Source organism: Algibacter sp. AS12, from assembly GCF_046736315.1.
In the GTDB taxonomy this organism is placed as follows: domain Bacteria; phylum Bacteroidota; class Bacteroidia; order Flavobacteriales; family Flavobacteriaceae; genus Algibacter_B; species Algibacter_B amylolyticus.
In genome coordinates, this window is record NZ_CP151841.1 from 2,996,574 (window position 1) to 3,023,212 (window position 26,639).

Sequence of the window (26,639 nt, forward strand, 5' to 3'; positions counted from 1 at the left end):
CTAAAATCGACTTATTACGTCCGTTTTAGCTGTTTTTGGATTTTTCTAATAGCCGATTCAATTGATTTTTCTGGTTCTATAATATTAAATGACCCCCAAAATTCAGGGTCTGAAAAACCTGAGGTTTTATCACTTAAAATAGTGTTTGGGCGTATTAATGTAGTTCGTGTCTTGGCTAGTTTAGTGTTGTGAATTTCCCAATCTGTTACTGCCATTTCACTATTTAAAGTATAAACACTATTAAATAGTTTGCCTTTCCAGTTTACCTTAAAGGTTAAAGCTATATTACTGTATGCATAATGCCATTTGCCGTTTGTTGTTCTGTAATTTACACGATATGTGGCTTGCGTTGGGTAAACATCAACCTTTTTCGGTTTTTTTCTAACAAACATATTACTAGACAACTCTCTGTTTGAAATATTTAGGCTGTAAACCGCATTGGTTAACGCTAGTGTTTCTGCGTCGATATATAATTTACCGTAGTATAATGGAATGCTTATATTTTCGTTTTGCTTAAAATTTATAACAAAAATGTCTCTGCCATTTATAATTGTAGAATTATCAAAGCTAAAGGCATACATGGGTATATCATTGGTTGTAAAAATGAATTCCGGGTATTTAATAATATCGGTATATAGATTACTAAACGGACCACCTTGTAGTTTTAAAGCTAAAGTGTCTAGCTTGGAATAATCGGTGTTTTTTCTGGCTTTTATTAACTCAATATGGTCATTCTTAATATTGTTATACGGTTGTTTATGAATTTTAACAACCGCTTCAGATAAGGATGCGTTTTTTCTGCGTTTTTTTATGGTTTCCCTGTAAAAGGCCGTCATAACAGTGTTTTTGTTATTATATAGACTGCTTTTCTTTTTTAGCGTTTCTATGACTACATCTCGGGCATTTTTAGTAACTGTTGTAATTTTAATAGTGTTTAATGTGGTAAGAGCGGGTGTTAATTTAATTTTTGAATTAAGTTTAATGTCGCTTATTTTTAAATCTACCTTTTCATAGCCTAAATGAGAAATAGATAATGTGCCATCTAAAAGTGTAGTTGGTATTTTTAAAAGAAATTCACCGTCATTATTAGTAACCGTACTTATGTTGGAGTTGGTTATAACAATGTCGGTGAAAGTTAATGGTGTATTGCTATCGGCATCAACTATTTTTCCATTTAATTCTTCAAATGTATCCGGATTTTGAGCTATAATGCCTGTGCTGCTAAAGAATAATAGAACAGTTATATAGACAATCGTATAATATGTTATGTTTTTCATGGCTATATTTTGTGTTTAATTCATCTATTAAAATACAAAATATATCTGTAATTATCTAAAAATCAATAGATTTGTTTTATTCATAGGCATTGTTTGCACTATTGTCGGTTAATGTTTTCATAAATGCAATAATAGATTTTACTTCTTTTTCAGATAGGTTTAAATGATCAAAAGGCAAAGTTTGGTGTGCAAGGTCAAATCCTAGTCCGCCTCCGCCGCCTTGGTTGTAAAACTCCATAACTTCTTCTAAAGTATTAAAAACGCCATTATGCATATAAGGCGCAGTAAGGGCTATGTTACGTATGGTTGGTGTTTTAAACATGCCTAAATGAATATCTTCTTTAAACCTCCAATAAAAGCCTAAATCGTCATCAAGCTTTTGGTTTTTATTAGTTTCTGGAACACCAATAACCTCGCGTTCTGTTTCGGTGAAAAAAGGAGGTACAGTACCATTTGTTAAAGGCATAAAGTGGCAAGTAGCACATAATGCTTTTCCCATAAATAGATTGTAGCCTTGTTTTTCTTCTTCTGTATAAGTGTTTTTCTCACCTCTAATGTTTTGGTCGAATTTAGAGTTTAAACCGTTTAAGGTTGATATGTATGATGATATAGCTTTAATAACCGTTTTATTGCTTTTAGGAATTGAGCCGTAGGCATCTTCAAATAACTTATTATATGTAGAGTCTTTAAGAATAGCATCCGAAAATTCATGAACATTGGTATTAAACTCTTTATTGTTTTTAAAAACCATTGAAATTTGATCTAATAAGCTATTAGCTCTACCGTCCCAAAAGAAACTTTTTTGAAATGTGGAATTTATTAAAGTAGGGGTATTGCGTTGCAAGGGTTTACCTTGGTTATCTAAATTTAACGCCATACCATCGGCATAGCCTTTACTTGGTATGTGGCAAGTTACACAAGCCATATTACCATTTGCAGATAGTTTAGGGTCTAAAAAAAGTTTTTTACCTAAAGCAATTTGTTTTTCGGTTGGGTTACGGTTGGTTGTTGGAGTAAAATAGTTAAGGTTAAATGTGTTATCCTCAAAAAATGTAGGTGCATCAAAATTAAAAGGCGTTGTAGTAATTGGTTCCCAAATATTACTTGTTTTCCGAATTTCAACCCAATTTCTAGTTATAGGATTCATAAAATCTCTAGTAAACGTAAACCTATCAAAGGTGTTAAAATCGGTATTATTTTCAATGTAAGTTATTGCTTTAGTTATATGGTCTTGAAATTGAGAATCTAAATTAGCGTCTTTCGCTTTTACAATGGGTTGTATAGTGTATTTATAAACAGTATGTAATGCCTCTAATGAAATTTTACTTTCGTTTATTCCTAAATGGCTTACGGGAGTGTCGAAACCAGAAATACCTAAACTCACTATCCTAAATAATTGCTGGTGTGTCGCAATAAAAAAGCGTTGTGCATTTAATTCGCGTTTGGCAATTCCTTTTTTTAGCACATGTAGCATTCCTGTGGTAACATATACTTCTGCATTAAATTCATCGGTCGATGTTGCTTTGTCGTAAACACTTTCCTCTATTTTTTGAAAACCAACAGGATTAAGTATTTTGCCATTATCCTCTTTATACACAGGAAGTGCAGGTCCGTTTGCTCTATGGCCAACTTCTGGGTTTAGGTAAGACGCGTAGGGTTCTGTTTTTTTAAAAGCGGCTCTTGCTAATGTAAAATAGTGTTTCGATTTTTGTCCGTGTATGCCTTCGGCTTTTAAGCTGTCAAGATATGCAATTGATGTATTGATTTGCTCTAAGTAATAATTTTGTGCCGCCGACCAATTAGGAAGCGGAACAGTTTCATCTTTTGCTTTGTTGCAAGAATGAAGAATGGTTATTAATGTTAGAATGCTTAAAAGTTTAATGGTGGAAGTCATGTTTTGAATAAAATTATAAATACAAAGAATCTCCATTACTAAATGGAGATTCTTTTATTATTAAATAAAAATGTAATGTTATCTAGGTAAGCCTTGTAATAATACAATTTGACCACCTTGGTTATGAGGTAAAGCAGAAGTAACAAACTCGTCGCTTTCCCAGTAGTGTGGCTGTAAGTTTAATAAAAACGTATCTGGCACACCTACTTTGTCTGAGATGTCTACTAAAGCACCAAATTCTCCTGAAAAACCTGAACTTCCTGAAGGGTCAAGATTATTTTCAACTACTAATTCTAAAAGTACTTTGGATCCATTACCAGATAAATCTGTTTGATAAATTTGAGCTGCATGACCTCTACTAAAAGAGTTAGGGTCTTCTTGAATATAAACATAGTTTTCTGTTACACATATGTTGTCTGGACTTTGTAGGGCATCAAGGTTTCCGTCCATGTTGTTAGTATCTGTATTTCCACTTACAATTTGAGTTAGTTTCCCTTCTAATGGGTTGTTAGCATCTAATTCTAATTTGTAAACAGTGCCCCAATCGTTGTAAGTTCCTCTTCCTGGTCCTCTTCCTGTTACTGCAAAAAACACATTTAATGCATTGGCATCGCTACCTTTTTGGTAATCTACATCTTCAACACGCATAAATTGTGAGGCGTAAACTGCTGTACAAGCATCTTCCATTTCGTTTTTTGTCATGGCTGCACCATCAACGATTTCAACAAATTCAACGTCGTAAGTTTTTTGGAAATCAAGGCTACCTTCGTTATAAACTTTATCTGCGTCTACAGCAACTGCACCACCTGCACCATCAGAAACTTGCTTGAATCTTAAAACGTAAATTTTTCCGTTTTCTAAATCGGCATCACCATTTTCAGATAAATACATAGTAACTTGACCTTCAGATCCGCTAGAATCGTCGTCTCCACCAACAATAACTGTTTTACCAGCATAGGTGTTTTTTGGTAATGGCACAGCGTTTTCCCAAGAAAACTCACCTAAAGCATCTAATCCAAAATCGGCAGTAGGAGTAGGTGTTTCAATCCAAGGGTCAATACCTTTAACATCGTAAGCAATGCTTTCAGAAGCCGATAAAAAGATGTCTTTATCTCCACCATGTATCTCTTTTTCCCACATGGTACCAGAACATTGCCTTGCAAAATCTGCAACACCAGCATTTAATAACCAATCTCCTTTAATTGGGTTTAAGTTTTCATCAAAACGGATACGAGAAACACTATAATCATCTTCAGCATTAACTACATATATATATTCATTTCCATCTTTAAGAAATCCAGCGCCATCTTGTGCACCTATTAATCTAAAACCGTTAGAAAGTACATCGGTAGAGCTAATTAAAGAAAATGCATTTACTGTGCTAAAATCTGAACCTATGGATACTAAAGGTGCCAAGGTAGATTTGTTTTCAAACATAGTAATTGCTGGTGTAAAATCTTCACCATCGGCTCCATCTTCACCGTCGGCTCCGTCTTCGCCATCTATACCATCAATACCGTTTTTACCGTCTTCTGGTTCGCAACTTAAAAGTGTTGTACTTGTTGAAAAAACTACTAAAAATGCTAATAGTAGTCTTAAAAAATTCTTCATAATTTCGATTGTTTTATTTGGTTAATTATATGTAGTCAAAACTATTATTACAAGGTCGTAATGGTGTTAAGCTAGCCTTGTCCTTTTATTAATTTAGGGTTATAATAAAGTTATCTAGGTTAAAATAGTATTAAGTAGAGTTGCTAATTTGTTGGAGTATGTTACCCTAATATTACCTTGTTGTAAATATGTAAAAACTCTTAACTTATTTTTTAGATTTCTAAAAATAGAATAGCCGTATATTTACATGATTTTAATGTAAAGCATGACACAAGATTATATAGCATTTAATAAAACAGGATACTTTTCGTCGTTAATATGCGATTATTTAGATGAAAAAGCAGAATTAGAATCTTTTTACAATCGTTTTCCTAAACTCGAAAATTTTAAAGCTCAAATACAAGATAAAGCGGCGTCTTTTCCAATGGAAAACAGAAAAATGCTCGTTTCTGTTTTAAAAAAACAATATAAAAGTTTAGATACTTCAGCTGAAACTAATAGCCATATAGAGCTTTTAAATGCCACTAACACTTTTACTATAACAACAGGGCATCAACTTAATTTATTTACGGGGCCACTTTATTTTCTGTACAAGATTGTTTCCACTATAAATTTGGCTAAAAGGCTTAAGGCGGTATATCCAAATCAAGATTTTGTTCCTATTTATTGGATGGCGACAGAAGATCATGATTTTGATGAAATTAATTTTTTCAATTTTAAAGGGAAGAAATTTCAATGGAACAAAGTGGCTAGTGGTGCTGTTGGAGAACTTTCAACCGAAGGTTTAGATGCTATTCTTAATATATTTTCGAAAGATTTAGGGCAAACCACAAATGCACAACATATAAAAGCCTTATTTGAAAATGCCTATTTAAAGCATGATAATCTTGCTGATGCAACACGATTTTTGGCAAATGAATTGTTTAAAGATTACGGGTTAGTAATAGTAGATGCTAATGATGCCGCATTAAAAAAGTTGTTTATACCGTATGTTGAAGCCGAATTGTTTAACCAAACGTCTTTTAACAAAGTTACAGAAACAAATAATAGGTTAGTAGCAGTATCAGACGCTTATAAAATACAAGTAAACCCAAGAGAAATAAATTTATTTTATTTAGAAAAGGGCATAAGAGATCGTATTGTTTTTGAAGATGATGTATACAAAGTACTAAACACCACAATTATGTTTAGTAAAAATGCCATACAAAAAGAGCTTTTGGAGCATCCAGAAAAATTTTCGCCTAATGTTATAATGCGTCCTTTATACCAAGAGGTGATTTTACCAAACTTATGCTATATTGGTGGTGGCGGAGAGTTGGCCTATTGGATGCAGTTAAAAGATTATTTTGATGCCGTTAAGGTGCCTTTCCCGATGTTGCTTTTAAGAAACTCGGTACTAATAAGAACAGAAAAGCAAGTAGAAAAGCTTGAGAAGTTAAATATTACAACCGAAAATTTATTTTTAAAGCGAGCGTCTTTAATTAATAAAAAAGTAAGAGATATTTCGAATATCGATATAGATTTTTCGCCTCAAAAAACACATTTAGAAGATCAGTTTAAAGCGTTATATGAATTAGCAGAACAAACCGATAAATCTTTTTTAGGCGCTGTAAAAGCGCAAGAGTTGAAACAGTTAAAAGGTCTTGATAATCTAGAAAAGCGCCTGTTGAAAGCACAAAAAAGAAAACTGTCTGATGAGGTAGCACGCATGACAGCCATAAAAAACGAATTATTTCCTAACGAAAGTTTGCAAGAACGAAACGCCAATTTTTCGGAGTTTTATTTAGAGTATGGCGACCAACTAATTCCTAATCTAATTGAAAACTTAGAGCCTTTAAAAGGCGAGTTTTTAATTTTAAACTTGTAAAAGCATGCATAAAATAGATATTGAATTAGTAGAAATGACTATGGATGTCATGAAGTACACCATTGATAGGATTTCTTCTACTAATCCTAAAATAGGCAAGCCCAAAAAGGCAGAAGAGTTAAAGGCGTTGGTGGGCGAAACCATTACTAAAGAAGGTATTGGAGGAGAAGTTGCGTTTAAAAAGTGGCGAAAGCATTTAATGAAAGCTAATGTGCCGGTAGATCATCCGCGAAATTTGGCATTTGTGCCTGCAGCTCCAACACGTGCAGCTATTATGTTCGATTTGGTAACTTCTGCATCTAGCATTCATGGTGCCTATTGGATGGAAGGCGCTGGCGGTATTTTTTGCGAAAACGAAGCCATGAAATGGATTGTATCCTTAACAGGTTTACCAGAAGGTGCTTTTGGAGTGTTTACAAGCGGCGGAACAGCAGCTAATTTATCGGCAATTGTTACAGCTCGAGAACATTGGCGAGAGCACGACGCATTTAAAAGAGAAAAAGGTTTAATAATAACTTCAATAGGGGCGCATTCTTCTATAAAAGCTATGGCTAAGGTAGCCGATGTAGATATTCTTTTAGTAGATACTGAAGATGTTATGTATGGCTTAGATTTACAAAAAACAATAGATGGTTTAACCGAGCAACAACGCACGCGGTTATTTGCCGTAGTAGGAACAGGAGGCACAACTAATGCTGGTATTATTGACGATTTAGAAGGCATTGCCAAAATATGCGAAAACGAAAACATATGGTTTCATGTTGATGCTGCTTATGGTGGTGGTGCTTTGGCTGCCGATTCTGTAAGGCATTTGTTTAATGGTATTGAGCGTGCCGATAGTATAACCATAGATCCGCATAAATGGATGTTTTCGCCTTACGATTGTGGTGCTATTATTTATAAGGACCCAGAATTAGCTAAAAATGCACACTCGCAACAGGGGTCTTATCTAGATATTTTTAAAGATGAAGGGGCGCATGGGTTTAACCCAACCGATTATCAAATACAATTAACTCGTCGTGTGAGAGGATTACCTTTATGGTTTTCGTTAGCCACACATGGCACGGATAGGTATAAAGAAGCTATAGAACGTGGTATAGAATTAGCGCAAATTGCAGGCAGGTTAATTGAAGAAAACCCGAATGTAGAATTGGTAAGAGCACCTAGTTTGTCTTGTGTCTTATATAGAAGGATAGGATGGAAGCCTGAAGATTATACACATTGGACCTATGAAAATCATAAATCTGGTTTTGCCTTAGTTACACCTACCAAGTGGAAAAATGGCGATACTTTTGAAACCGTTTCGCGTTTTTGTTTTATAAACCCAGATACTACAGAAGACGATATAAAATCTATTTTAGATTCGATGGTTTAATTAAAAATGTTATAAAAAGAAACTGTTGAAAAGTAGCCTTAAAAAAACTTGAATAGATATTTATAATTATAAAATCATTACTATTTTTGCGCATGCAACATGATAAGGTATTAATATTAGACTTCGGATCGCAATACACACAACTTATTGCTCGTCGAGTTAGAGAACTCAACATTTACTCCGAAATACATCCATTTAACAAAATTCCAACCAACATAGAAGATTACAAAGCTGTAATTCTTTCTGGTAGCCCAAACTCTGTACGAGGTGAAGATGCATTGCATCCGGACTTGTCGGAAATAAGAGGGAAAAAACCAATGCTTGCCGTATGTTATGGTGCGCAATATTTGGCTCATTTTTCGGGAGGTGAAGTAGCACCATCAAATACAAGAGAGTATGGTCGTGCAAACTTATCGTTTGTTCAAAAAGGTGAAGCATTTTTATCTAATATATCTGAAGGATCTCAAGTTTGGATGAGCCATAGCGATACTATTAAGGCTTTACCAAAAGGCGGTGTGTTATTGGCTAGTACTAGCGATGTGGAAAATGCGGCTTATAAAATTCAAGGCGAAACTACTTTTGCTATACAGTTTCACCCAGAAGTATATCACTCTACCGATGGGAAACAGTTACTTGAAAACTTTTTAGTAACTATTGCTGGTATTAATCAAGATTGGACGCCAGATTCTTTTGTAGAAGAAACAGTAGCAGCTATTCAAGATAAAGTAGGAGGCGATAAAGTGGTTTTAGGACTTTCTGGAGGTGTAGATTCAACAGTAGCAGCGGTACTTTTAAATAAAGCTATTGGTAAAAACTTATACTGCATTTTTGTAAACAATGGTTTACTTCGTAAAAATGAGTTTGAAAGTGTTTTAAAACAATACGAAGGTATGGGCCTTAATGTAAAAGGTGTCGATGCTTCTAAACGATTTTTAGATGCCTTAGCCGGAATTGAAGATCCAGAGAAAAAGCGTAAAGCTATTGGAAACTCTTTTATTGAAGTTTTTGATGACGAGGCTCATAAATTAGAAGATGTTAAGTGGTTAGCGCAAGGTACTATTTATCCAGATGTTATTGAAAGTGTTTCGGCAACTGGAGGACCATCGGCAACTATAAAGAGTCACCATAATGTTGGTGGTTTACCGGATTTTATGAAACTTAAAATTGTAGAACCTTTGCGTGCTATCTTTAAAGATGAAGTAAGACGTGTTGGGGCTACTTTAGGCATTGATCCAGAATTATTGGGTCGTCATCCGTTTCCTGGTCCTGGTTTAGGAATTCGTATTTTAGGAGATATTACTGCAGAAAAAGTACGTATGCTTCAAGAAGTTGATGCTATTTTTATAAACGGCCTTAAAGAATGGGGCTTATACGATAAGGTTTGGCAAGCAGGAGCAATGTTATTACCAGTAAACAGTGTAGGTGTAATGGGCGATGAGCGTACTTACGAAAAATGTGTCGCCTTAAGAGCTGTTGAAAGTACGGATGGTATGACTGCCGATTGGGTAAACTTACCTTACGAGTTTTTACAAAAAACATCGAATGATATAATAAATAAGGTTAAAGGCGTTAATAGAGTAGTTTACGATATTAGTAGTAAACCACCTGCAACTATTGAATGGGAGTAATTTAGTAAGCAGTTTACGGTAGCGTTATAACTAAACCTGAAGACTGCGAACTGAAGACCGTTCTGCGTTAGGGATTGCAGCGGATAGCCCACAGCCCGACGAAGGATGTGCGAGGACTTGTAGCCTTTCGACTTTGCTCAAGACAGGCTCCCAGCGCGACCCTTGTGGGTAACGCCCAAATAAGTTTTGGCATGTTATGTGCTAGTGTTAAGAAAAATAGTTTTGCTTTAGTCCTTTATTAGGGTTGGCACGTATATAATTTTATAGTCGGGGTTTTTATATTTATTAGCAGATTACAATAACATGAATAGATTTTTATTAGTACTTTTTTTAGTTTTAGCATTTGGTTTTACAAGTGTACAAGCACAAAATTTTAGTACGCACCAGGTTAAAAACGGAGAAACGGTTGAAGGGATTGCAAAGCGATATTTTGTAACGCCTTCTGATATTTATAAGTTAAACCCAGATGCTAAAAAGTCATTAAAACCTAATACGGTTTTAATAATTCCTATATCTAAGGCTAATAGACCAAAAGTAACTGTAGATAAGCAGTTAGTGGGTTTTACAGAGCATAAAACGAAGCGAAAAGAAACGCTTTATAGTTTGGCTAAAAAGTACAAAATATCTGAGGATGATATTAAAAAGCATAACAAGTTCTTGTATGCAAACCCTTTAAAGAAAGGTGATAAACTTCAAATTCCACAGTTTAAAATTACAGAAACGGTTGAGGAAGTTGCTACAACAAAAACGTATACCGTAAAACCAAAAGAAGGGAAATGGCGTATTGCATATAAATTTGGAATTACTGTTGATGAATTGGAGGCTTTAAACCCAGATATGCCAGCGGTTTTAAATGAAGGAGCTTCTATTATTGTGCCAAATCTTGAAGCTAAAGAACAAAAGCAATACGACGAGAAGTACAGTTATTATAAGGTATTGCCTAAAGAAGGCTTTTATCGATTAAAGTTAAAATTAGGATTGGAGCAAGCTGAAATTGAAGCTTTAAACCTAGGATTAAAGGAAACGGGTTTAAAGTCTGGAATGATTTTAAAAATACCACATACAACAAATGTTGCTACAGCAAATAGTAACGAATTGGGTGGTGCGATGCAGGAAGGGGAAGCTCGTGATTTATCTAGAAGTATATCTAATTTGGATACCAAGCATATTGCTGTTATGCTGCCTTTTAGAATGCATCGTGTTGATTTTGACTCCGTAAGTGATATAAAAAGTAGTTTAAAAAGAGATCCTTATTTAGACGTGTCTTTAGATTTTCATTCGGGTGTTTTAATGGCTTTAGATTCTTTAAAAATTTTAGGTGTATCTTTAAAAGTAGATGTTTACGATACACGTTATGAGATTAGCGAAGTATCTAGGATTTTAAGAGAAAATAATTTTGAAAATGTCGATGCCGTTATTGGGCCATTAACACCTGCGAGCTTTAATAAGGTTGCTTTGGAGTTAAAACCTTATAATGTTCCTGTAATTTCGCCAATTGGTACAAACTTAAAATTGCACGACAATGTGTTTCAATCTAGACCATCTAACGACTTATTAAAAGATAAGGTGGTTAATTTTGTTAAGTCTGACTCTACGGCTAGTAATATCGTTATTATTGCCGATACTAAAAATATTACTATTGCCAATAGCTTAAAACGAGAGTTTAATGCTGCAAAAATTGTGTATTCTAGAAAGAATAAAGATGGTAAAGATGAGTTTTTTGTAACTAAAGAGGATATTGAGGGAGCGCTAAAACCGGGTAAAAACATGGTGTTTTTAGAAACACAAAATGAAGGTTATGCATCCAATGTAACGAGTGTATTAGCGTCGTTAAATAATAGAGTTAATCCTGAAAAAGCAGATGCTAAAGCAACCGAGATTGTTTTATTAACTACCAATATTAATTCGGCTTTTGAAGGCGATCAAATTAATAACTCACATTTATCGAGCTTACAGTTTCATTTTGCAGCAGCATCAAAGGAATACAGCGAAAATGATAATAATTCTTTCGTTAAAGCATACGAGAAATTATATAATATAACGCCAAATAAAAGGGCTGTTAAAGGATTCGATTTAACTATGGATGTGGTGTTGCGTTTGGTTTCGTCTAGCGATTTATATGCTTCAGTAATTAGTGCACCATTAACGGAATATGTTGAGAATAAATTTGCCTATAAAAAGAAACTTTTTGGAGGGTATTATAACGATTCTGTTTACCTAGTAAAGTACGACGATTTAACTATTGTTGAGGTCAAATAATAATACTTAAGGCTATACGTTTTATTCTTGTGAGCAAAGTTTTACTACTTTTTATATGTCTTTTTTGTGTTCAAGATAACGAGCCTTTCTTGGTTTGGAGTGATGCAAACAAACTGTCCTGGAAAGATTTTAAGGGCACGCCTAAAATGGACGAAGCAGCAGTTGCTAATACCGCTTCTGGAATAACATTTAGATATTCGGTTACTAAAACGGATAAAGATGAGGTGGTTGGTTTTACTACCGAGGTATTTGCTCATTTTTACCACGAAAAGTCTTGGTATAAAAAAGATCGGGCTACTACACATATTTTAGGTCACGAACAAACTCATTTTAATATAACAGAGTTATTTGCAAGAAAGTTTAGATATAGAATTAGTAAGCTGAACATTTCCAATTCTATAAAACAGGAACTTAAAATACTTTATAAAACGATTAAAGCAGAACTAGCTGTGATGCAAAAAAAGTACGACAGCGAAACGGATTTTTCAAGAAATAAAGAAGCGCAAGCATCATGGGATGTTTTTATGAGTTCTGAACTTGAAAAGTTTTCGAAATACGCATCAAATTAAAAACCAATTAAATAAACAAACTAAACCTATGCTGCCAGATAAACAATTTTTAATAGACTTGGCGCATACTAAAATGCCGTTTGGTAAATATAAAGACCGTTACTTAATAGACTTGCCAGAATACTATGTAGTTTGGTACCATAGTAAAGGATTTCCAAAAGGAAAATTAGGCACTATGCTAGAACAGGTTTACGAATTAAAATTAAATGGATTGGAGGAGTTAATTTGGAATATTAGAAAGCAATATCCTAAAAGGTAATTTATTTTTCATCGCTATAAACTTCTCCGCGGTGGGGTTTTAAGGCATCTCTTATAGGCTTCATTTGGTCTTCATTTACAACTAAAAAAGCAAGGGTATGAAGTTCGCTTAATGTTTCAACACCTGTAATGGTAATGTTTAACTTTTCTAATTGAATATATTCTTTTAAATGAATTTCATGGTGTTCTGCTATTTTACTGGCATCTGGACCGCGAAAGTCCCAAATAAGTTTAAGTTTACGCATGTGTATAAGTTGCTGTTTTTAGGTTCAAATATAAAGCTAATAGAAACAAATATAATCTCTTGTTTTAAAGTTTATTAATTATACTAATTAGTTTTTTTAATCGTTAGCAAAACAACTTGTATAATAGGTTTATATTATTATTTTTGTAAGCGTTGAAAAAAAATATCACGCTATATGTTAGGCGTCTAAACTAAGAGGCTGTAATACTATAACTAATAATAGCGTTATGCTACCCAATCGATGAACACTTTAAAATTTAATCTGATGACATTAAGATATTTATTTACTCTGTTTTTAACTTTAGCAGCGTTAAACGTAAAGGGACAAACTGCAGAAGACGACGTGCTTTTTACCGTAGATGGCGCTCCCGTATATGCTTCTGAATTTTTAAGAGTTTACAATAAAAATTTAGATTTGGTTCAAGATGAATCGCAAAAAGATGTTGATGCTTATTTAACGCTTTTTACAAACTATAAGTTAAAGCTAAAAGAAGCTAAAAGTTTGGAGTTGGACAAGAAACCAAGTTATTTAAGAGAATTGTCTAGCTATAAAAAGCAATTAGCAAAAAACTATATAACAGACTCTAAGGTTACCGATGCTTTGGTTGAAGAGGCTTACGATAGAACGTTAAACGAGGTTAACGCTAACCATATTTTAGTTAAACTTAATGAAAATGCTTCACCTCAAGATTCGCTTATCGCTTTTAATAATATATCTAAATTAAGAGAACGAGCTTTAAAAGAAGGTTTTGAAAAAGTGAGAGCAGAAGTACATAACGGACAAACCGTTTATGGCGAGAAGCTTGGTTATTTTGGTGGTTTTAAAATGGTTTATAAATTTGAAAATGCTGCATTTAATACAAATGTTGGTGATATTTCTCAACCGTTTAGAACGCGTTTTGGCTATCATATACTTCATGTTTTAGATAAACGAGAATCTAGAGGAGAGCGCACTGTTGCTCATATTATGGTAGTAGAAAATAAAAATGATTCTTTAGCAGAAAATCCAGAAGTTAGAATTCAAGATATCTATAAAAAACTAACTCAAGGTGAGGCTTTTGACGCATTGGCGAAACAGTTTTCAGACGATAAAAATTCAGCATCAAAAGGTGGTATGCTTAAAGCTTTTTCAAGTGGACAATTAAGAGCTAAGGAATTTGAAGATGTGGCATTCCGATTAAAAAATATAGGCGATGTATCGAAACCTTTTAAAACAGATTTTGGATGGCATATTGTAAAATTACATGAAATTTCGCCAGTACCAAGTCTTAAAACTATTAAGCTCGAATTAGTAGAGAAAGTAAAACGCGATAGCAGATCTAAGCTTATTGATAAAGCACTTACGGATAAGCTAAGGGCTAAGTATTCAATTAGCGATACGCCGCCAAATTTAAACTATTTTATTTCTATTTTAAATGATGATTATTTTAAGAAAACATGGAAGCTTCCATCGGATTTTGCAGGTAATCAACCTTTAGTTGCGATTGGAGATAAAAAATTAACGTATAACGATTTTGGTGTGTATTTAACTAACTCACAGCGTAATACTTCGGTTAAAGAAGCTTTTAAGAGATTAGTGTTAAATAAATACGAAGCCTTCTTAAATGAAAACTTAATCGATTATCAAGAAGCGCATTTAGAAGAGGATAATGAAGATTATGCAAATATTGTGGAAGAATATAGAGATGGGTTATTGTTATTCGATTTAATGGAAACAACCATTTGGAATGCTTCAAAAACAGATTCTACAGGTATTCGAAATTTTTACGATAGCCATAAGACTGATTATATGCAGGAAGAGCGAATAGATGCGATTGTGGCAACATCACCTAAACAAAAAACATTAAAAAAAGTATCGAAACTACTTAATGAAAATATGCCAATAGATCGTATTAAATCATTAGTGAACAGTAATGATAATGTCGATGTTATTTTTACTTCAGATGTTATGGATGCTAGCCATCAAACCCTTCCTGAGAAATTCAACTTCAAAAAAGGAGTATCTAAAATTTATAAGCATAACGATGCTTTTGTGGTAGTTAAGGTTAAAGAAATATTTCCAAAAGCACAAAAAACGTTCGATGAAGCTAAAGGCGCTGTAACTAGCGATTATCAAAATTATAAAGAAGAAAATTGGCTTAAAGCCTTAAAAGCTAAATATAAAATTGATGTTAATCAAGACGTTTTACAAGCGGTAAAAACTAAACTTAATAAATAAGCGTGCGTAAAAAAATATATATTCTGTTAGTTTTAGTGTCGGTTTGCTCATGCGAGTTTTTAAAAACATCCGATGAAGGCAGCCCAATAGCACGCGTAAATGAAAACTACTTGTATTTAGATGATATTGAAGATTTAGTCTCCGAAGATGCCTCGCAAGAGGATAGCACCTTAATAGTGCAAAATTTTATTAAGCGTTGGGCTACACAACAATTACTTGTTGATGGTGCCAAACTAAATTTAGGAGAAGATAAACAAGCTGACTTTGACAGGTTGGTACAACAATACAAAAACGATTTATATAGTAAAGCCTACATAGAGGCTCTAGTGGAACGCAGTGTAGATAGAAAAGTGTCGTTTGAAGAGGCTGAGATTTACTACAACAATAACAAGGAGGTTTTTAAATTAAATGAAGAGCTTATTAAGTTCCGTTACATCCATGTAAATGAAAACATCATTGATTTTGATAATATTAAAAAGAAACTGAAACGCTATAATAGCGAAGATAGAAAGGCACTAGATTCTATTTCCATTCAGTTTAAATCCTATTCGCTTAACGACTCCATTTGGATTAAATTGAGTCAAGTTATTAAGAAAATTCCATCTGTAAATTCTGAAAATAGAAATCAACTGTTAAAAAAATCTAATTTTGTACAACTCAAAGATTCATTAGGAGTATATTTGATGCAAATTAATGATGTTTTGGTTAGAAATGATACGGCACCATTGGAATATGTTAAGCCAACTATCGACCAAATAGTTATTAATAAGCGTAAGCTTGAGTTTATAAGAGAATTAGAAAAAGATATCACCAAAGATGCGATTAAAAACAAACAATTTGAAATATACAATTAACCTTAAATACGTATTTTCTTTATGCGTAGCCTTAGTAACAGCAAATGCTGTAAATGCTCAAGAGATTATTGAAGATGAAGTTAAAGAGGTAGTTACTAAAAAAGTAGATTCTGTTGATACATCAAATGCTAGAAAGGTAGATGGAGTAGCAGCTGTGGTTGGCGATTTTATAGTTTTAGAGTCAGATATTCAAAAAGAAAAAGATCAAATAACAGCAAGTGGAGGATCTATTGAAGGGGTAGAAGATTGCGAATTATTTGGTTTAATGTTAGAAAGAAAACTATATGCACATCATGCTATTCAAGATAGTATTCCTGTTTCTGATGCCGAAGTAAGAAAAAATGTAGATTATCAAATCCAACAGTTTTTACAACAAACAAATGGCTCTATGGAGCGTCTTTTAGAATTTTATAAGAAGGACGACGAAAAAACATTTAGAGATGAAATGTTTGAAATAAACAAATCAAACTTATTAGCACAAAGAATGCAAGCGCGTATTGTTGAAGAAATTGAAATTACTCCAGAGGAAGTAAGAGATTTTTTTAATAAAATTCCTGAAGATCAAAGACCAACGTTTGGTACAGAACTTAAAGTAGCGCAAATTGTTGCAGAACCTAAAGTTTCAGAAGAAGAACGCGAACGTGTTATTAACCGTTTAAAGCAATTTAAAGCAGATATAATAGAGCGTGGTGCAAGTTTCCGTTCTAAAGCTGTATTGTATTCTCAAGATCCAGGGTCGGCGAGTAAAGGAGGTAAATACACACTTAACAAGAAGCAACCAAGAATGGTTAAAGAGTTTAGACAAGTAGCCTTTGGTTTGCAAGAAGGAGAAGTGTCAGAGCCTTTTAAAACAGATTTTGGTTATCATATTATAACTTTAGAAAAAATTAGAGGTCAAGAGTACGATGTGGCTCATATTTTATTAACGCCTAAAGTATCTAGTGAGGCTGTTACAGAAGCTAAAGAGCGCTTAGAAAAAGTAAGAGAGCGTATCGTAGCTGGCGATATTACGTTTGCTGATGCCGCAAGAGAAATAAGTGACGAGAAAGAAACTCGAGGTGATGGAGGTCAATTAATTAACCCAACAACACAAGATTATAATTTTGAGTTAACCAGAATGGACCCAGAATTATACGCTCAAATTCAAAACTTAAAAGACAACGAAGTTAGTTTAGTTTTAAGAGAAGAAGATAGAACAGGAGGACAGAAGTTTAAACTTTTAATGGTTACAGATAGAATCGATGAGCACACGGCAGATTACGCTCGCGATTATTTAAAAATTAAAGATTTAGCTTTAGAAGAAAAGAAAATTAGAGCTATTGAAAAATGGCAAGATGAAAAAATACTTGATACTTACGTTAAAATAAGTAAAGAGCATAGATCTTGTGAGTTTTCTGGTAACTGGTTAAAAAAATAAAAAAGTATGTCGGACGTTGCTGCTATTGAAGGATTTGTAAAAAAGTTTAAAGCTTTAAAAACTGAAATTTCCAAAGTTATTATTGGACAGGACGAAGTTGTTACCCAAATACTTATTTCAATTTTTTCTGGCGGACATTCACTATTAATTGGTGTTCCTGGTTTAGCAAAAACATTAATGGTTAATACTATTGCGCAGGCTTTAGGATTAGATTTTAAACGTATTCAGTTTACACCAGATTTAATGCCTAGTGATATTTTAGGTAGTGAAATTTTAGATGAAGACCGCCATTTTAAATTTATAAAAGGGCCTATTTTCGCAAATATTATTTTAGCCGACGAAATTAATAGAACACCACCTAAAACTCAAGCAGCTTTATTAGAGGCTATGCAAGAACGCTCGGTTACAGTGGCTGGTCATCGTTATAATTTAGATTTACCATATTTTGTTTTAGCAACACAAAACCCAATAGAGCAAGAAGGAACATATCCGTTACCCGAAGCGCAGTTGGACCGTTTTATGTTTGCTATTAATTTAGATTACCCAACATACCAAGAAGAAGTACAGGTTGTAAAAGCAACAACGTCTGATGTTAAAGTAAAAGTAAACGCTTTGTTTACGGCTAAAGAAATAGTTGAATTTCAAAGTCTAATTCGTCGTATTCCTATAGCCGATAATGTTATTGATTATGCCGTCTCTATGGTTGGTAAAACAAGGCCAAATAGCGATGCGGCACCGGAACTTATAAAAAACTATGTGGATTGGGGTGCAGGACCAAGAGCGTCTCAAAACTTAGTTTTAGCAGCAAAAACACATGCCGCTATACAAGGTAAGTTTTCACCAGATATCGAAAATATACAAGCGGTTTCTCAAAGTATCTTACGACATAGAATTATTAAAAATTATAAGGCTGAAGCCGAAGGTGTTTCAGAAGAACAAATTATTAAAAGTTTATTTTAATAGCTTTGCATTGAATAAACTTCGATGTATATAAACCTTAAAAATAGAATCTTCGGACTAGATGTTCTTAGAGCAATAGCCATTTTATTGGTGTTGTTTTCTCACTCTACGTTATTACTTTTTCCTAATCAACAACATATTTTAATAACTGTAATTCAATTTTTTGGTACAGTTGGAGTCGATTTATTTTTTGTTTTAAGTGGTTTTTTAATAGGAACTATCCTTTTAAAACAATTACAAAAGGGGGAAGCCAAGTTTAAAGACTTTGGTTATTTCTGGGTGAGGCGTTGGTTTAGAACCTTACCAAATTATTTTTTAATCTTACTTATAAACATAGCCTTATTATGGGCTTTAAAAGGAAAAGTTATAAATGGTATAGGCGGCTATTTTGGGTTTATTCAAAATTTCAACAGTCCACATCCAGATTTTTTTACCGAAGCTTGGAGTTTATCAATTGAAGAATATGCATATATGATCGGGCCATTAATTTTGTTTGTTCTATTATGTTGCTTCAAGAAAACAAGTTATAATAATCTATTTTTGTTAACCGTTTTTTCTGTAATAATTGCGGTAATCTGTTTCCGGATTAATTTTCACGTTAATAATAGTATTACTTCAATGCATGATTGGAGTCAACATATTCGAAAAGTTGTCATTTACAGAATCGATAGCATCTATTATGGGTTTTTGGTGGCTTTTGTAATTTATAATTTTAATAAGTTTATTGTAAAGCATAAAAACTTGCTTTTCGGTTTAGGTCTTGTTCTGTTTTTAGGCATACATGTTTTAATTTTTAGTTTTGGCGTACAACCAGAAACCGCAACACTCTTTTTTAATATGTTCTACCTACCATTATTGTCCATAAGTTTACTATTATTGTTTCCTTTTTTTCTAGAGTGGAAGCCTAAAAGGTTTTTTAACTCACAAATCACTTCCATTAGTATATGGTCTTATGGGTTATACTTGGTTAATTACTCTATAGTGTTACTCACAATTCAGCATTTTGTAGATATTAACTTGCAATCAAGTATTGTAAAATTAATAATTCTGGTCGCCTATTGGCTTATTTCATTTTTACTGGCTTATTTATTATATAAGTTTTTTGAAAATCCTATAACTAATTTAAGAGATTCAAGATATATTAAACGGTTTATTTACGATTAGCTTGAAAAATTGTTAGTTTATTTAATGAAATGATAAAAAATAGACAATCAAATAAATAAATAATACTACTATAATAAATAACTATAATTACTTGTTGTATTCCATAGTTTCTTTTTAAAACTTTGCTTTAAATTCTTTAAGTTTGCAAGGACTAAAAAAACAACTCTAAAATAATATTACATGGCATGGAATGTAAGTATTCATGTCATTTTAACATTGAAAACAAATTCTTTTATGAACACGTATAAAGACTATCTTAAGCAGATCGAAGAGCGAAAAGGCCAGGGGCTTCATCCACAACCTATTGATGGAGCGGAATTATTGAGTGAAATTATTGCTCAAATTAAAGATGTAGATAATGAGTATAGAGAAGATTCTCTTAACTTTTTTATTTATAACGTATTGCCTGGTACTACGAGTGCTGCTAGTGTAAAAGCTAAGTTTTTAAAAGAAATTATTTTAGGAGAGTCTATAGTTGCTGAAATCACTCCTGCTTTTGCTTTCGAGCAATTGTCTCATATGAAAGGTGGACCTTCTATTGAAGTTCTATTAGCTTTAGCTCTAGGTGACGATGCTAATGTTGCTGCTCAGGCTGCTAAAGTATTAAAAACACAAGTGTTTTTATACGAGGCGGATATGGAGCTTTTAGAGAATGCTTTTAAAGGAGGAAACCCTATTGCTAAAGAGTTATTAGAAAGCTACTCGCAAGCAGAATTCTTTACTAAATTACCAGAGGTTGAAGAAGAAATAGAAGTAGTAACTTACATCGCTGGAGTTGGTGATATCTCTACCGATTTATTATCTCCAGGAGCTGATGCACACTCAAGATCAGATCGTGAATTACACGGTCAGTGTATGTTTGAGCATAACAAAGATATGCAAAACGAATTGTTAGCTTTAAAGGAGCAACACCCAGATAAACGTGTTATGTTAATTGCAGAAAAAGGTACTATGGGAGTTGGATCTTCTAGAATGTCTGGTGTAAATAACGTAGCGTTATGGACCGGTGTTCCTTTTAGTCCTTATGTTCCATTTATCAATTTTGCTCCAGTAATTGCTGGTACAAATGGTATTGCACCCATTTTCTTAACAACTGTTGGAGTAACTGGAGGTATTGGTATCGATTTAAAAAACTGGGTACAACAAAAAGATGCAGATGGTAATACTGTTGTAGATGCAGATGGAGAGCCAATTTTAAAAGAAGTGTATTCTGTAGCTACAGGGACGGTATTAACGATTAATACAAAAACAAAAAAATTATATAACGGAGATAAAGAGTTAAAAGATATCTCAGCTGCATTAACGCCACCAAAAATGGAGTTTATAAAAGCAGGAGGATCTTACGCTGTTGTTTTCGGTAAAAAATTACAAACTTTAGCTTGTAAAATATTAGGAATAGATATTCCTCAAGTATACGCACCTTCTAAAGAAGTATCTGTTGAAGGACAAGGTTTAACAGCTGTTGAAAAAATATTCAATAAGAACGCTGTTGGAAATACTCCAGGCAAAACATTACATGCAGGTTCTAATGTGCGTGTTGAAGTAAATATTGTAGGATCTCAAGATACTACAGGTTTAATGACATCACAAGAATTAGAGATGATGGCAGCGACTATTATTTCTCCAATTGTAGATGCGGGTTACCAATCGGGTTGTCATACAGCTTCTGTTTGGGATGATAGATCTAAGGCTAACATTCCTAGATTAATGAGTTTTATGAACGATTTTGGTTTAATTACAGCACGTGATCCTAAAGGACAATATCACGCCATGACTGATGTAATTCATAAAGTATTAAATGATATTACTGTTGATGATTGGGATATTATTATTGGTGGAGATTCTCACACACGTATGTCTAAAGGTGTTGCTTTTGGAGCCGATTCAGGAACTGTTGCCTTAGCATTAGCTACAGGTGAGGCTACTATGCCAATTCCAGAATCTGTAAAGGTTACTTTTAAAGGTGAAATGAGAAGCTTCATGGATTTCCGTGATGTGGTACACGCTACACAACAACAAATGTTAAAGCAGTTTGGTGGAGAAAACGTATTCCAAGGAAGAATCATTGAGGTTCATATTGGTACGCTTACTGCCGATCAAGCCTTTACATTTACAGATTGGACTGCAGAGATGAAAGCTAAGGCTTCTATTTGTATCTCAGAAGAAGAAACATTAATTGAATCATTAGAGATTTCAAAAGGTCGTATCCAAATCATGATTGATAAGGGTATGGATAATGATAATAAAGTACTTCAAGGTTTAGTTGATAAAGCAAATGCTAGAATTCAAGAATTAAAGACAGGTATTAAACCCGCTTTAAAACCAGATGCTGATGCTAATTATTATGCTGATGTTGTTATTGATTTAGATGAAATTGCTGAACCAATGATTGCCGATCCAGATGTAAATAATGATGATGTATCTAAACGTTATACACACGATACTATTCGTCCATTATCTTTCTACGGAGGAACTAAAAAAGTAGATTTAGGTTTCGTAGGGTCTTGTATGGTACACAAAGGGGATATGAAAATATTAGCTCAAATGTTGAAAAACATTGAAGCACAACACGGTAAAGTTGAATTTAAAGCACCTTTAGTTGTGGCACCTCCAACATATAATATTGTTGATGAGTTGAAAGCTGAAGGCGATTGGGAGGTTTTAGTTAAATACTCAGGATTTGAGTTTAACGATAGCGCACCAAAAGGTTTAGCACGTACTAAGTACGAAAACATGTTGTATTTAGAGCGTCCAGGTTGTAACCTTTGTATGGGTAACCAAGAAAAAGCAGAACCAGGAGATACGGTAATGGCAACATCTACACGTTTATTTCAAGGTCGTGTTGTAAAAGATACTGGCGAGAAAAAAGGTGAATCTTTATTATCATCTACACCTGTTGTAGTACTATCTACAATTTTAGGTAGAACACCAACTATGGCAGAGTATGAAGCTGCTGTTGATGGTATTGTATTAACTAAGTTTAAACCTTCTACAAAGCAATTAGTAAGCTAATTTATAGGTTATATAGTAATTATTTATAAATCCCGAGTCTGTCTAGACTCGGGATTTTGTTTTCAATACAATTAGTTATCTTGCTCACTTTAAAATTTAATACATAATTATGTTAGGCATTTTATTAATATACTTTATAGGAAAGCGATTTTACGACTTATCAGAGGAATACAACCAAAACAAATGGCTTTACGCTATTTTAGGTGTGGTTTTATATTATGTATCCAGTTTTGTTTTCGGAATGCTTATAGCCTTGTTGGATATATATGTGTTCGATTGGGGAATTGATTGGGATAATAATTTTGGTGCTAATTTTAATGGCTTACCGGTAGCAATATTGGCATTATGGGGCTTTTACATGTTTTTGGAAAGTAAATGGAAAAAATCGGTAATAGTTGTTAAAAATGAAATTGAAGATATTGGTAAAAATATAGAAGATATTTAATCTTTACTAACATACCGTAAATCCAACATGTTTATAGGGTTAATGCCTAATCCTTTTACATTTTTTCTAGTAAAACGAACAACTTCATCGTAAAATAACGGTACCATTAGCGCCTTATCCATGGCTAAGGAATCCATTTTGGTATACAAATGTTTACGTTTTTCAATATCGGTTATGGTAAAGGCTTTATTGTAAAGACTATCAAACATTTCGTTTTTATAATGAAAGTAATTAGAGCCACCAGGAGCAAAGTTTTTGCTGTAAAAAATAGATAAGTAATTTTCGGCATCTAAGTAATCGGCAATCCAAGAACTTCTAAACATATCTACTTTTCCGTTAGATCGGGCAGATCTTAAGGTTGCTTCTGGTAACACATCCACATTAATTTGTAAACCTGTTTTTTCAAGTTCACGTTGTATAAATTCACAGAAACTTAAATAATTACTAGTGGTATTTAAAGTGATTTCCGGATTGCTAATACCACTTTCAGCTTTAAATTGTTCAACTAGTTGCTTTGCTAGTTGCGGTTTATAGCTAAAACCTATAGACGTGTCATGTCCTGGTAAACCTTTGGGAATAAAGCCACCGTTAGCAGGGTTTCCAATACCATTACGTAAATACAGCATCATTTTTTTTCTGTCAAAACCATAATTAATGGCTTTTCTAATAAGCTCCGACTGTATTTCTGGCGATTTAGAATCTAAATAAAACCCAAGATATTCAGAGTTTAAATATGGCCCTCGAATCATATCAACGCTTTGGTTGTATTTGTCTCTGAGTTTGCCATCGGCCGTTAACAGTTCATCTTTGTAGGACGCATCTAAACCTGATAAATAATCAATATTACCTTGAGCAAATTGTAAAAATTCACTTTGCTTATCGGGTAAAAAGGTAAGTGCTATAGCTTCTAAATATGGAAGCTTATTACCTACGCTGTCTGTTTCAAAATAATTTTCATTCTTTCTAAAAACAAGTTTTATGTTTTCTTCCCAACGTTTAAATTTAAAAGGTCCTGTTCCTATAGGGTTAGCACGAAAATCGGCACCGTAATGTTCTACAATTTCTTGAGGCAAAACAGAGCAATACTTCATGGCTAAAAGCCCTATAAAAGCGGGGAAAGGTTGTTTTAAGTTAATTTGGAAAATAGTATCGTTAATAGCTTTAAAGTCATCAACCTTGTTTAAAACCCAACTACCAGGAGCAGCAATTTTTTCGTCTCTTAAGCGGTTTAAACTATAGGTGAAATCTTTAGCAACAACGGTTCTAGTAGAGTCTTTACCAAACAATTCGTGTTTATGGAAGTAAACATCGTTTCGTAAATTAAAAGTGTAGATTAAACCATTTTCAGATACATTCCAACTTTTAGCTATAGATGGTAAAAGATTTAGGTTGTTATCCAACTGCAGTAAGCCATTATATAATTGATTACACACCGAATTATCTTGAAGTGTTCTCGAAAATGCGGGGTCTAAAGTGTTAATATTAGCATATTCATTATAACGAAATACGAGATGATCATTTTTTTTAGAAGCATCATTATGGCATGAAAAAAGAAAAAACATGATACAACTAACTGATAAGAAGTTGATTATTTGTGTTTTAATAGTTTTTTTCATGTAAGTTATAAATTGTAAATTTGCAATCTTTTAAGGGTAAAGATAAATTTTAAATTACCTTGAAACAAGTTCGGATTAACAAATTATAATGAATAAAAAAGTCGCATTTTATACTTTAGGTTGCAAGCTAAATTTTTCAGAAACCTCTACCATTGCTAGAAATTTTAACGATGAAGGGTTTGATAGGGTCGATTTTGCTGAAAAAGCAGATATTTATGTTATAAACACATGTTCTGTAACAGAAAATGCCGATAAGCGCTTTAAAACGATTGTAAAGCAAGCTCAAAAAGCTAATCCAAATGCTTTTGTGGCAGCTGTAGGGTGTTATGCCCAATTGAAACCACAGGAATTAGCCGATGTTAATGGTGTGGATTTAGTACTTGGAGCAACCGAAAAATTTAAGATTACGGACTATATTAACGACCTCTCTAAAAACGATTTTGGCGAAGTGCATTCTTGCGAGATTGAAGAAGCCGATTTTTACGTAGGTAGTTACTCTATAGGCGACAGGACACGCGCATTTTTAAAGGTTCAAGATGGTTGCGATTATAAATGTACCTACTGTACTATTCCTTTGGCTCGTGGTATTTCACGTAGTGATACCATGGCAAATGTTTTAGAAAATGCTAGAGAAATATCGGCTAAAAACATAAAAGAAATTGTTTTAACGGGTGTTAATATTGGCGATTATGGTAAAGGTGAGTTTGGTAATAAAAAACACGAGCATACTTTTTTAGATTTAGTAACCGAGTTAGATAAGGTAGAAGGTATCGAGCGTTTACGTATTTCTTCCATTGAACCCAATTTACTTAAAAATGATACTATAGATTTGGTTTCGAAATCTAGAGCTTTTGTGCCTCATTTTCATATTCCGTTGCAATCTGGAAGTAACGACATTCTTAAAAAAATGAAACGCCGTTATATGCGTGAGTTATATGTAGATCGAGTTGCTAAAATAAAAGAGGTTATGCCTCATGCTTGTATTGGAGTAGATGTTATTGTTGGTTTTCCGGGAGAAACAAATGAGCATTTTTTAGAAACCTATAGTTTTTTAACAGATTTAGATATTTCGTATTTACATGTTTTTACGTATTCGGAACGCGATAATACTGAGGCAGCTACTATGGATAATGTCGTGCCAAATAATGTTAGAAGTAAACGTAGTAAGATGTTACGTGGTTTATCGGTTAAAAAGCGTCGTGCCTTTTACGAGAGTCAATTAAAGTCTACACGTACTGTATTATTTGAAAGTGAAAATAAAGCAGGTTATATTCATGGGTTTACCGAAAACTATGTAAAAGTTAAAGCACCATGGAATCCAGCATTAGTAAATACATTGCACCAAGTAGAGTTAACTGAAATAGATGCTGATGGCCTTGTACGATTAAAGTTTATTGAGGCTTTAATAAAAGCTAATTAACAAGTAATTTATCGAGTTTTTAAGTTGTTCAGCTCTCTTTGTTGCTTTTTATCGATTTAATTGTCTTAGATTTTGTCATGATATTACATTTGGTTCATTCTAAAAAACTCTCAATGAAACGTGTCTTAAAATCTGTAGTAATTGTACTATTATTACTTGTTGTTACATCTTGTACTAAGGATACAAATGGAGCAGAAAATAATTTACGCGGTATTTGGGAACAGGTGAAAGTAGTTGATGATCAAACGAATACTTTACAGTTGGTTTTTGGGAAAAAAAATACGGGTTTTGAAATCAATAAAGTTGAATTTGGTACTGGAGAAATAACATCTTCAGCATCTCCATTTTCATGGAAAATAGAAAATGATACTATTGAGGTTAATGGAACAACAAAAGATACCTATCAATTTAATTTGAATAATGAATTGGTTTTAGATGACGCTGAAGATGTGGTATTGAGTAAAATTTCTAATGATTATTCCAAATATTACGGAAAGGAATAAAAAAAAAGCTAAAGTTTTACTTTAGCTTTTTTTTTATTTTGTGTTCTT

General features: G+C 33.4%; 20 protein-coding genes. 15 read left to right on the forward strand and 5 right to left on the reverse strand.

All coding sequences use genetic code 11. The annotated features are described in order from the left end of the window. Positions 1-14: 14 nt before the first annotated feature. From AAFN75_RS12485 to AAFN75_RS12495, 3 genes are all read right to left on the reverse strand, one after another. A complete protein-coding gene (locus AAFN75_RS12485; RefSeq protein WP_411806630.1) occupies positions 15-1,277 on the reverse strand; it encodes a carboxypeptidase-like regulatory domain-containing protein in 1,263 nt (420 codons plus the stop codon). A 76-nt stretch (positions 1,278-1,353) separates the two neighbouring features. Next, the gene (locus AAFN75_RS12490) at positions 1,354-3,171 is read right to left on the reverse strand and encodes a cytochrome-c peroxidase (protein ID WP_411806631.1); all 1,818 of its coding nucleotides are present in this window, start codon (positions 3,169-3,171) and stop codon (positions 1,354-1,356) included. 78 nt (positions 3,172-3,249) lie between these two features. Then, on the reverse strand, positions 3,250-4,782 hold the full coding sequence (locus tag AAFN75_RS12495; protein WP_411806632.1) for a hypothetical protein: 1,533 nt from the start codon (positions 4,780-4,782) through the stop codon (positions 3,250-3,252). Between the two features lie 265 nt (positions 4,783-5,047). Between AAFN75_RS12495 and bshC the strand changes: the two genes are divergently transcribed. The 6 genes from bshC (at position 5,048) to AAFN75_RS12525 (ending at position 12,739) form a co-directional block, all read left to right on the forward strand. Then, the gene (gene bshC, locus AAFN75_RS12500) at positions 5,048-6,649 is read left to right on the forward strand and encodes a bacillithiol biosynthesis cysteine-adding enzyme BshC (RefSeq protein ID WP_411806633.1); all 1,602 of its coding nucleotides are present in this window, start codon (positions 5,048-5,050) and stop codon (positions 6,647-6,649) included. Positions 6,650-6,653: 4 nt separating this feature from the next. Continuing rightward, the gene (locus tag AAFN75_RS12505; RefSeq protein ID WP_411806634.1) at positions 6,654-8,024 is read left to right on the forward strand and encodes a pyridoxal phosphate-dependent decarboxylase family protein; all 1,371 of its coding nucleotides are present in this window, start codon (positions 6,654-6,656) and stop codon (positions 8,022-8,024) included. Between the two features lie 92 nt (positions 8,025-8,116). Next, a complete protein-coding gene (gene guaA, locus AAFN75_RS12510) occupies positions 8,117-9,652 on the forward strand; it encodes a glutamine-hydrolyzing GMP synthase (RefSeq protein WP_411806635.1) in 1,536 nt (511 codons plus the stop codon). Positions 9,653-9,955: 303 nt separating this feature from the next. Continuing rightward, positions 9,956-11,911 (forward strand): LysM peptidoglycan-binding domain-containing protein, encoded by a 1,956-nt coding sequence (locus tag AAFN75_RS12515; protein WP_411806636.1) that lies wholly within the window; start codon positions 9,956-9,958, stop codon positions 11,909-11,911. Between the two features lie 29 nt (positions 11,912-11,940). Further along, complete coding sequence (locus AAFN75_RS12520) at positions 11,941-12,480, forward strand: DUF922 domain-containing protein (protein ID WP_411806637.1); 540 nt, start codon at positions 11,941-11,943, stop codon at positions 12,478-12,480. A 28-nt stretch (positions 12,481-12,508) separates the two neighbouring features. Next, the gene (locus AAFN75_RS12525; protein WP_092851994.1) at positions 12,509-12,739 is read left to right on the forward strand and encodes a DUF3820 family protein; all 231 of its coding nucleotides are present in this window, start codon (positions 12,509-12,511) and stop codon (positions 12,737-12,739) included. 1 nt (position 12,740) lies between these two features. Here the strand turns inward: AAFN75_RS12525 and AAFN75_RS12530 are convergent, their stop codons facing one another. After that, on the reverse strand, positions 12,741-12,983 hold the full coding sequence (locus AAFN75_RS12530) for a hypothetical protein (protein WP_411806638.1): 243 nt from the start codon (positions 12,981-12,983) through the stop codon (positions 12,741-12,743). Between the two features lie 264 nt (positions 12,984-13,247). Between AAFN75_RS12530 and AAFN75_RS12535 the strand changes: the two genes are divergently transcribed. From AAFN75_RS12535 to AAFN75_RS12565, 7 genes are all read left to right on the forward strand, one after another. Continuing rightward, positions 13,248-15,200 (forward strand): peptidylprolyl isomerase, encoded by a 1,953-nt coding sequence (locus tag AAFN75_RS12535; protein ID WP_411806639.1) that lies wholly within the window; start codon positions 13,248-13,250, stop codon positions 15,198-15,200. Between the two features lie 2 nt (positions 15,201-15,202). Beyond that, positions 15,203-16,054 (forward strand): peptidyl-prolyl cis-trans isomerase, encoded by an 852-nt coding sequence (locus AAFN75_RS12540; protein WP_411806640.1) that lies wholly within the window; start codon positions 15,203-15,205, stop codon positions 16,052-16,054. Next, positions 16,017-17,471 carry a peptidylprolyl isomerase gene (locus tag AAFN75_RS12545; protein ID WP_411806641.1) on the forward strand — a complete coding sequence of 485 codons (1,455 nt, stop codon included), beginning with the start codon at positions 16,017-16,019 and terminating at the stop codon, positions 17,469-17,471. The genes AAFN75_RS12540 and AAFN75_RS12545 overlap by 38 nt, the downstream gene beginning before the upstream one ends. A 6-nt stretch (positions 17,472-17,477) precedes the next feature. Then, on the forward strand, positions 17,478-18,431 hold the full coding sequence (locus AAFN75_RS12550; RefSeq protein ID WP_411806642.1) for an AAA family ATPase: 954 nt from the start codon (positions 17,478-17,480) through the stop codon (positions 18,429-18,431). A gap of 24 nt (positions 18,432-18,455) precedes the next feature. Further along, complete coding sequence (locus AAFN75_RS12555; protein WP_411806643.1) at positions 18,456-19,595, forward strand: acyltransferase family protein; 1,140 nt, start codon at positions 18,456-18,458, stop codon at positions 19,593-19,595. Positions 19,596-19,829: 234 nt separating this feature from the next. Beyond that, positions 19,830-22,607: a bifunctional aconitate hydratase 2/2-methylisocitrate dehydratase gene (locus AAFN75_RS12560; protein ID WP_411809282.1), complete on the forward strand. Its 2,778-nt coding sequence runs from the start codon at positions 19,830-19,832 to the stop codon at positions 22,605-22,607. Positions 22,608-22,716: 109 nt separating this feature from the next. Next, positions 22,717-23,052: a hypothetical protein gene (locus AAFN75_RS12565; protein WP_411806644.1), complete on the forward strand. Its 336-nt coding sequence runs from the start codon at positions 22,717-22,719 to the stop codon at positions 23,050-23,052. On the opposite strand, the gene AAFN75_RS12570 is transcribed toward AAFN75_RS12565, so the two are convergent. Beyond that, the gene (locus tag AAFN75_RS12570) at positions 23,049-24,668 is read right to left on the reverse strand and encodes an ABC transporter substrate-binding protein (protein ID WP_411806645.1); all 1,620 of its coding nucleotides are present in this window, start codon (positions 24,666-24,668) and stop codon (positions 23,049-23,051) included. The genes AAFN75_RS12565 and AAFN75_RS12570 overlap by 4 nt on opposite strands. An 88-nt stretch (positions 24,669-24,756) precedes the next feature. Here AAFN75_RS12570 and mtaB point away from each other — a divergent pair, with 88 nt between their 5' ends. Together mtaB and AAFN75_RS12580 are read left to right on the forward strand one after the other, a co-directional pair. Next, complete coding sequence (mtaB, locus tag AAFN75_RS12575) at positions 24,757-26,088, forward strand: tRNA (N(6)-L-threonylcarbamoyladenosine(37)-C(2))-methylthiotransferase MtaB (RefSeq protein ID WP_411806646.1); 1,332 nt, start codon at positions 24,757-24,759, stop codon at positions 26,086-26,088. A 113-nt stretch (positions 26,089-26,201) separates the two neighbouring features. Continuing rightward, positions 26,202-26,591, forward strand: coding sequence for a hypothetical protein (locus AAFN75_RS12580; protein ID WP_411806647.1), 390 nt, complete (start codon positions 26,202-26,204; stop codon positions 26,589-26,591). Positions 26,592-26,639 lie beyond the last annotated feature (48 nt).

Coding starts and splice junctions, on each gene's coding strand:
- AAFN75_RS12495 (WP_411806632.1), bottom strand. CDS start 4,782: ATGAAGAATTTTTTAAGACTACTATTAGCATTTTTAGTAGTTTTTTCA.
- AAFN75_RS12570 (WP_411806645.1), bottom strand. CDS start 24,668: ATGAAAAAAACTATTAAAACACAAATAATCAACTTCTTATCAGTTAGT.
- AAFN75_RS12515 (WP_411806636.1), top strand. CDS start 9,956: ATGAATAGATTTTTATTAGTACTTTTTTTAGTTTTAGCATTTGGTTTT.
- AAFN75_RS12565 (WP_411806644.1), top strand. CDS start 22,717: ATGTTAGGCATTTTATTAATATACTTTATAGGAAAGCGATTTTACGAC.
- bshC (WP_411806633.1), top strand. CDS start 5,048: ATGACACAAGATTATATAGCATTTAATAAAACAGGATACTTTTCGTCG.
- AAFN75_RS12525 (WP_092851994.1), top strand. CDS start 12,509: ATGCTGCCAGATAAACAATTTTTAATAGACTTGGCGCATACTAAAATG.
- AAFN75_RS12560 (WP_411809282.1), top strand. CDS start 19,830: ATGAACACGTATAAAGACTATCTTAAGCAGATCGAAGAGCGAAAAGGC.
- AAFN75_RS12550 (WP_411806642.1), top strand. CDS start 17,478: ATGTCGGACGTTGCTGCTATTGAAGGATTTGTAAAAAAGTTTAAAGCT.
- mtaB (WP_411806646.1), top strand. CDS start 24,757: ATGAATAAAAAAGTCGCATTTTATACTTTAGGTTGCAAGCTAAATTTT.
- AAFN75_RS12535 (WP_411806639.1), top strand. CDS start 13,248: ATGACATTAAGATATTTATTTACTCTGTTTTTAACTTTAGCAGCGTTA.
- AAFN75_RS12490 (WP_411806631.1), bottom strand. CDS start 3,171: ATGACTTCCACCATTAAACTTTTAAGCATTCTAACATTAATAACCATT.
- AAFN75_RS12555 (WP_411806643.1), top strand. CDS start 18,456: ATGTATATAAACCTTAAAAATAGAATCTTCGGACTAGATGTTCTTAGA.
- guaA (WP_411806635.1), top strand. CDS start 8,117: ATGCAACATGATAAGGTATTAATATTAGACTTCGGATCGCAATACACA.
- AAFN75_RS12580 (WP_411806647.1), top strand. CDS start 26,202: ATGAAACGTGTCTTAAAATCTGTAGTAATTGTACTATTATTACTTGTT.
- AAFN75_RS12485 (WP_411806630.1), bottom strand. CDS start 1,277: ATGAAAAACATAACATATTATACGATTGTCTATATAACTGTTCTATTA.
- AAFN75_RS12530 (WP_411806638.1), bottom strand. CDS start 12,983: ATGCGTAAACTTAAACTTATTTGGGACTTTCGCGGTCCAGATGCCAGT.
- AAFN75_RS12505 (WP_411806634.1), top strand. CDS start 6,654: ATGCATAAAATAGATATTGAATTAGTAGAAATGACTATGGATGTCATG.
- AAFN75_RS12545 (WP_411806641.1), top strand. CDS start 16,017: ATGCGATTAAAAACAAACAATTTGAAATATACAATTAACCTTAAATAC.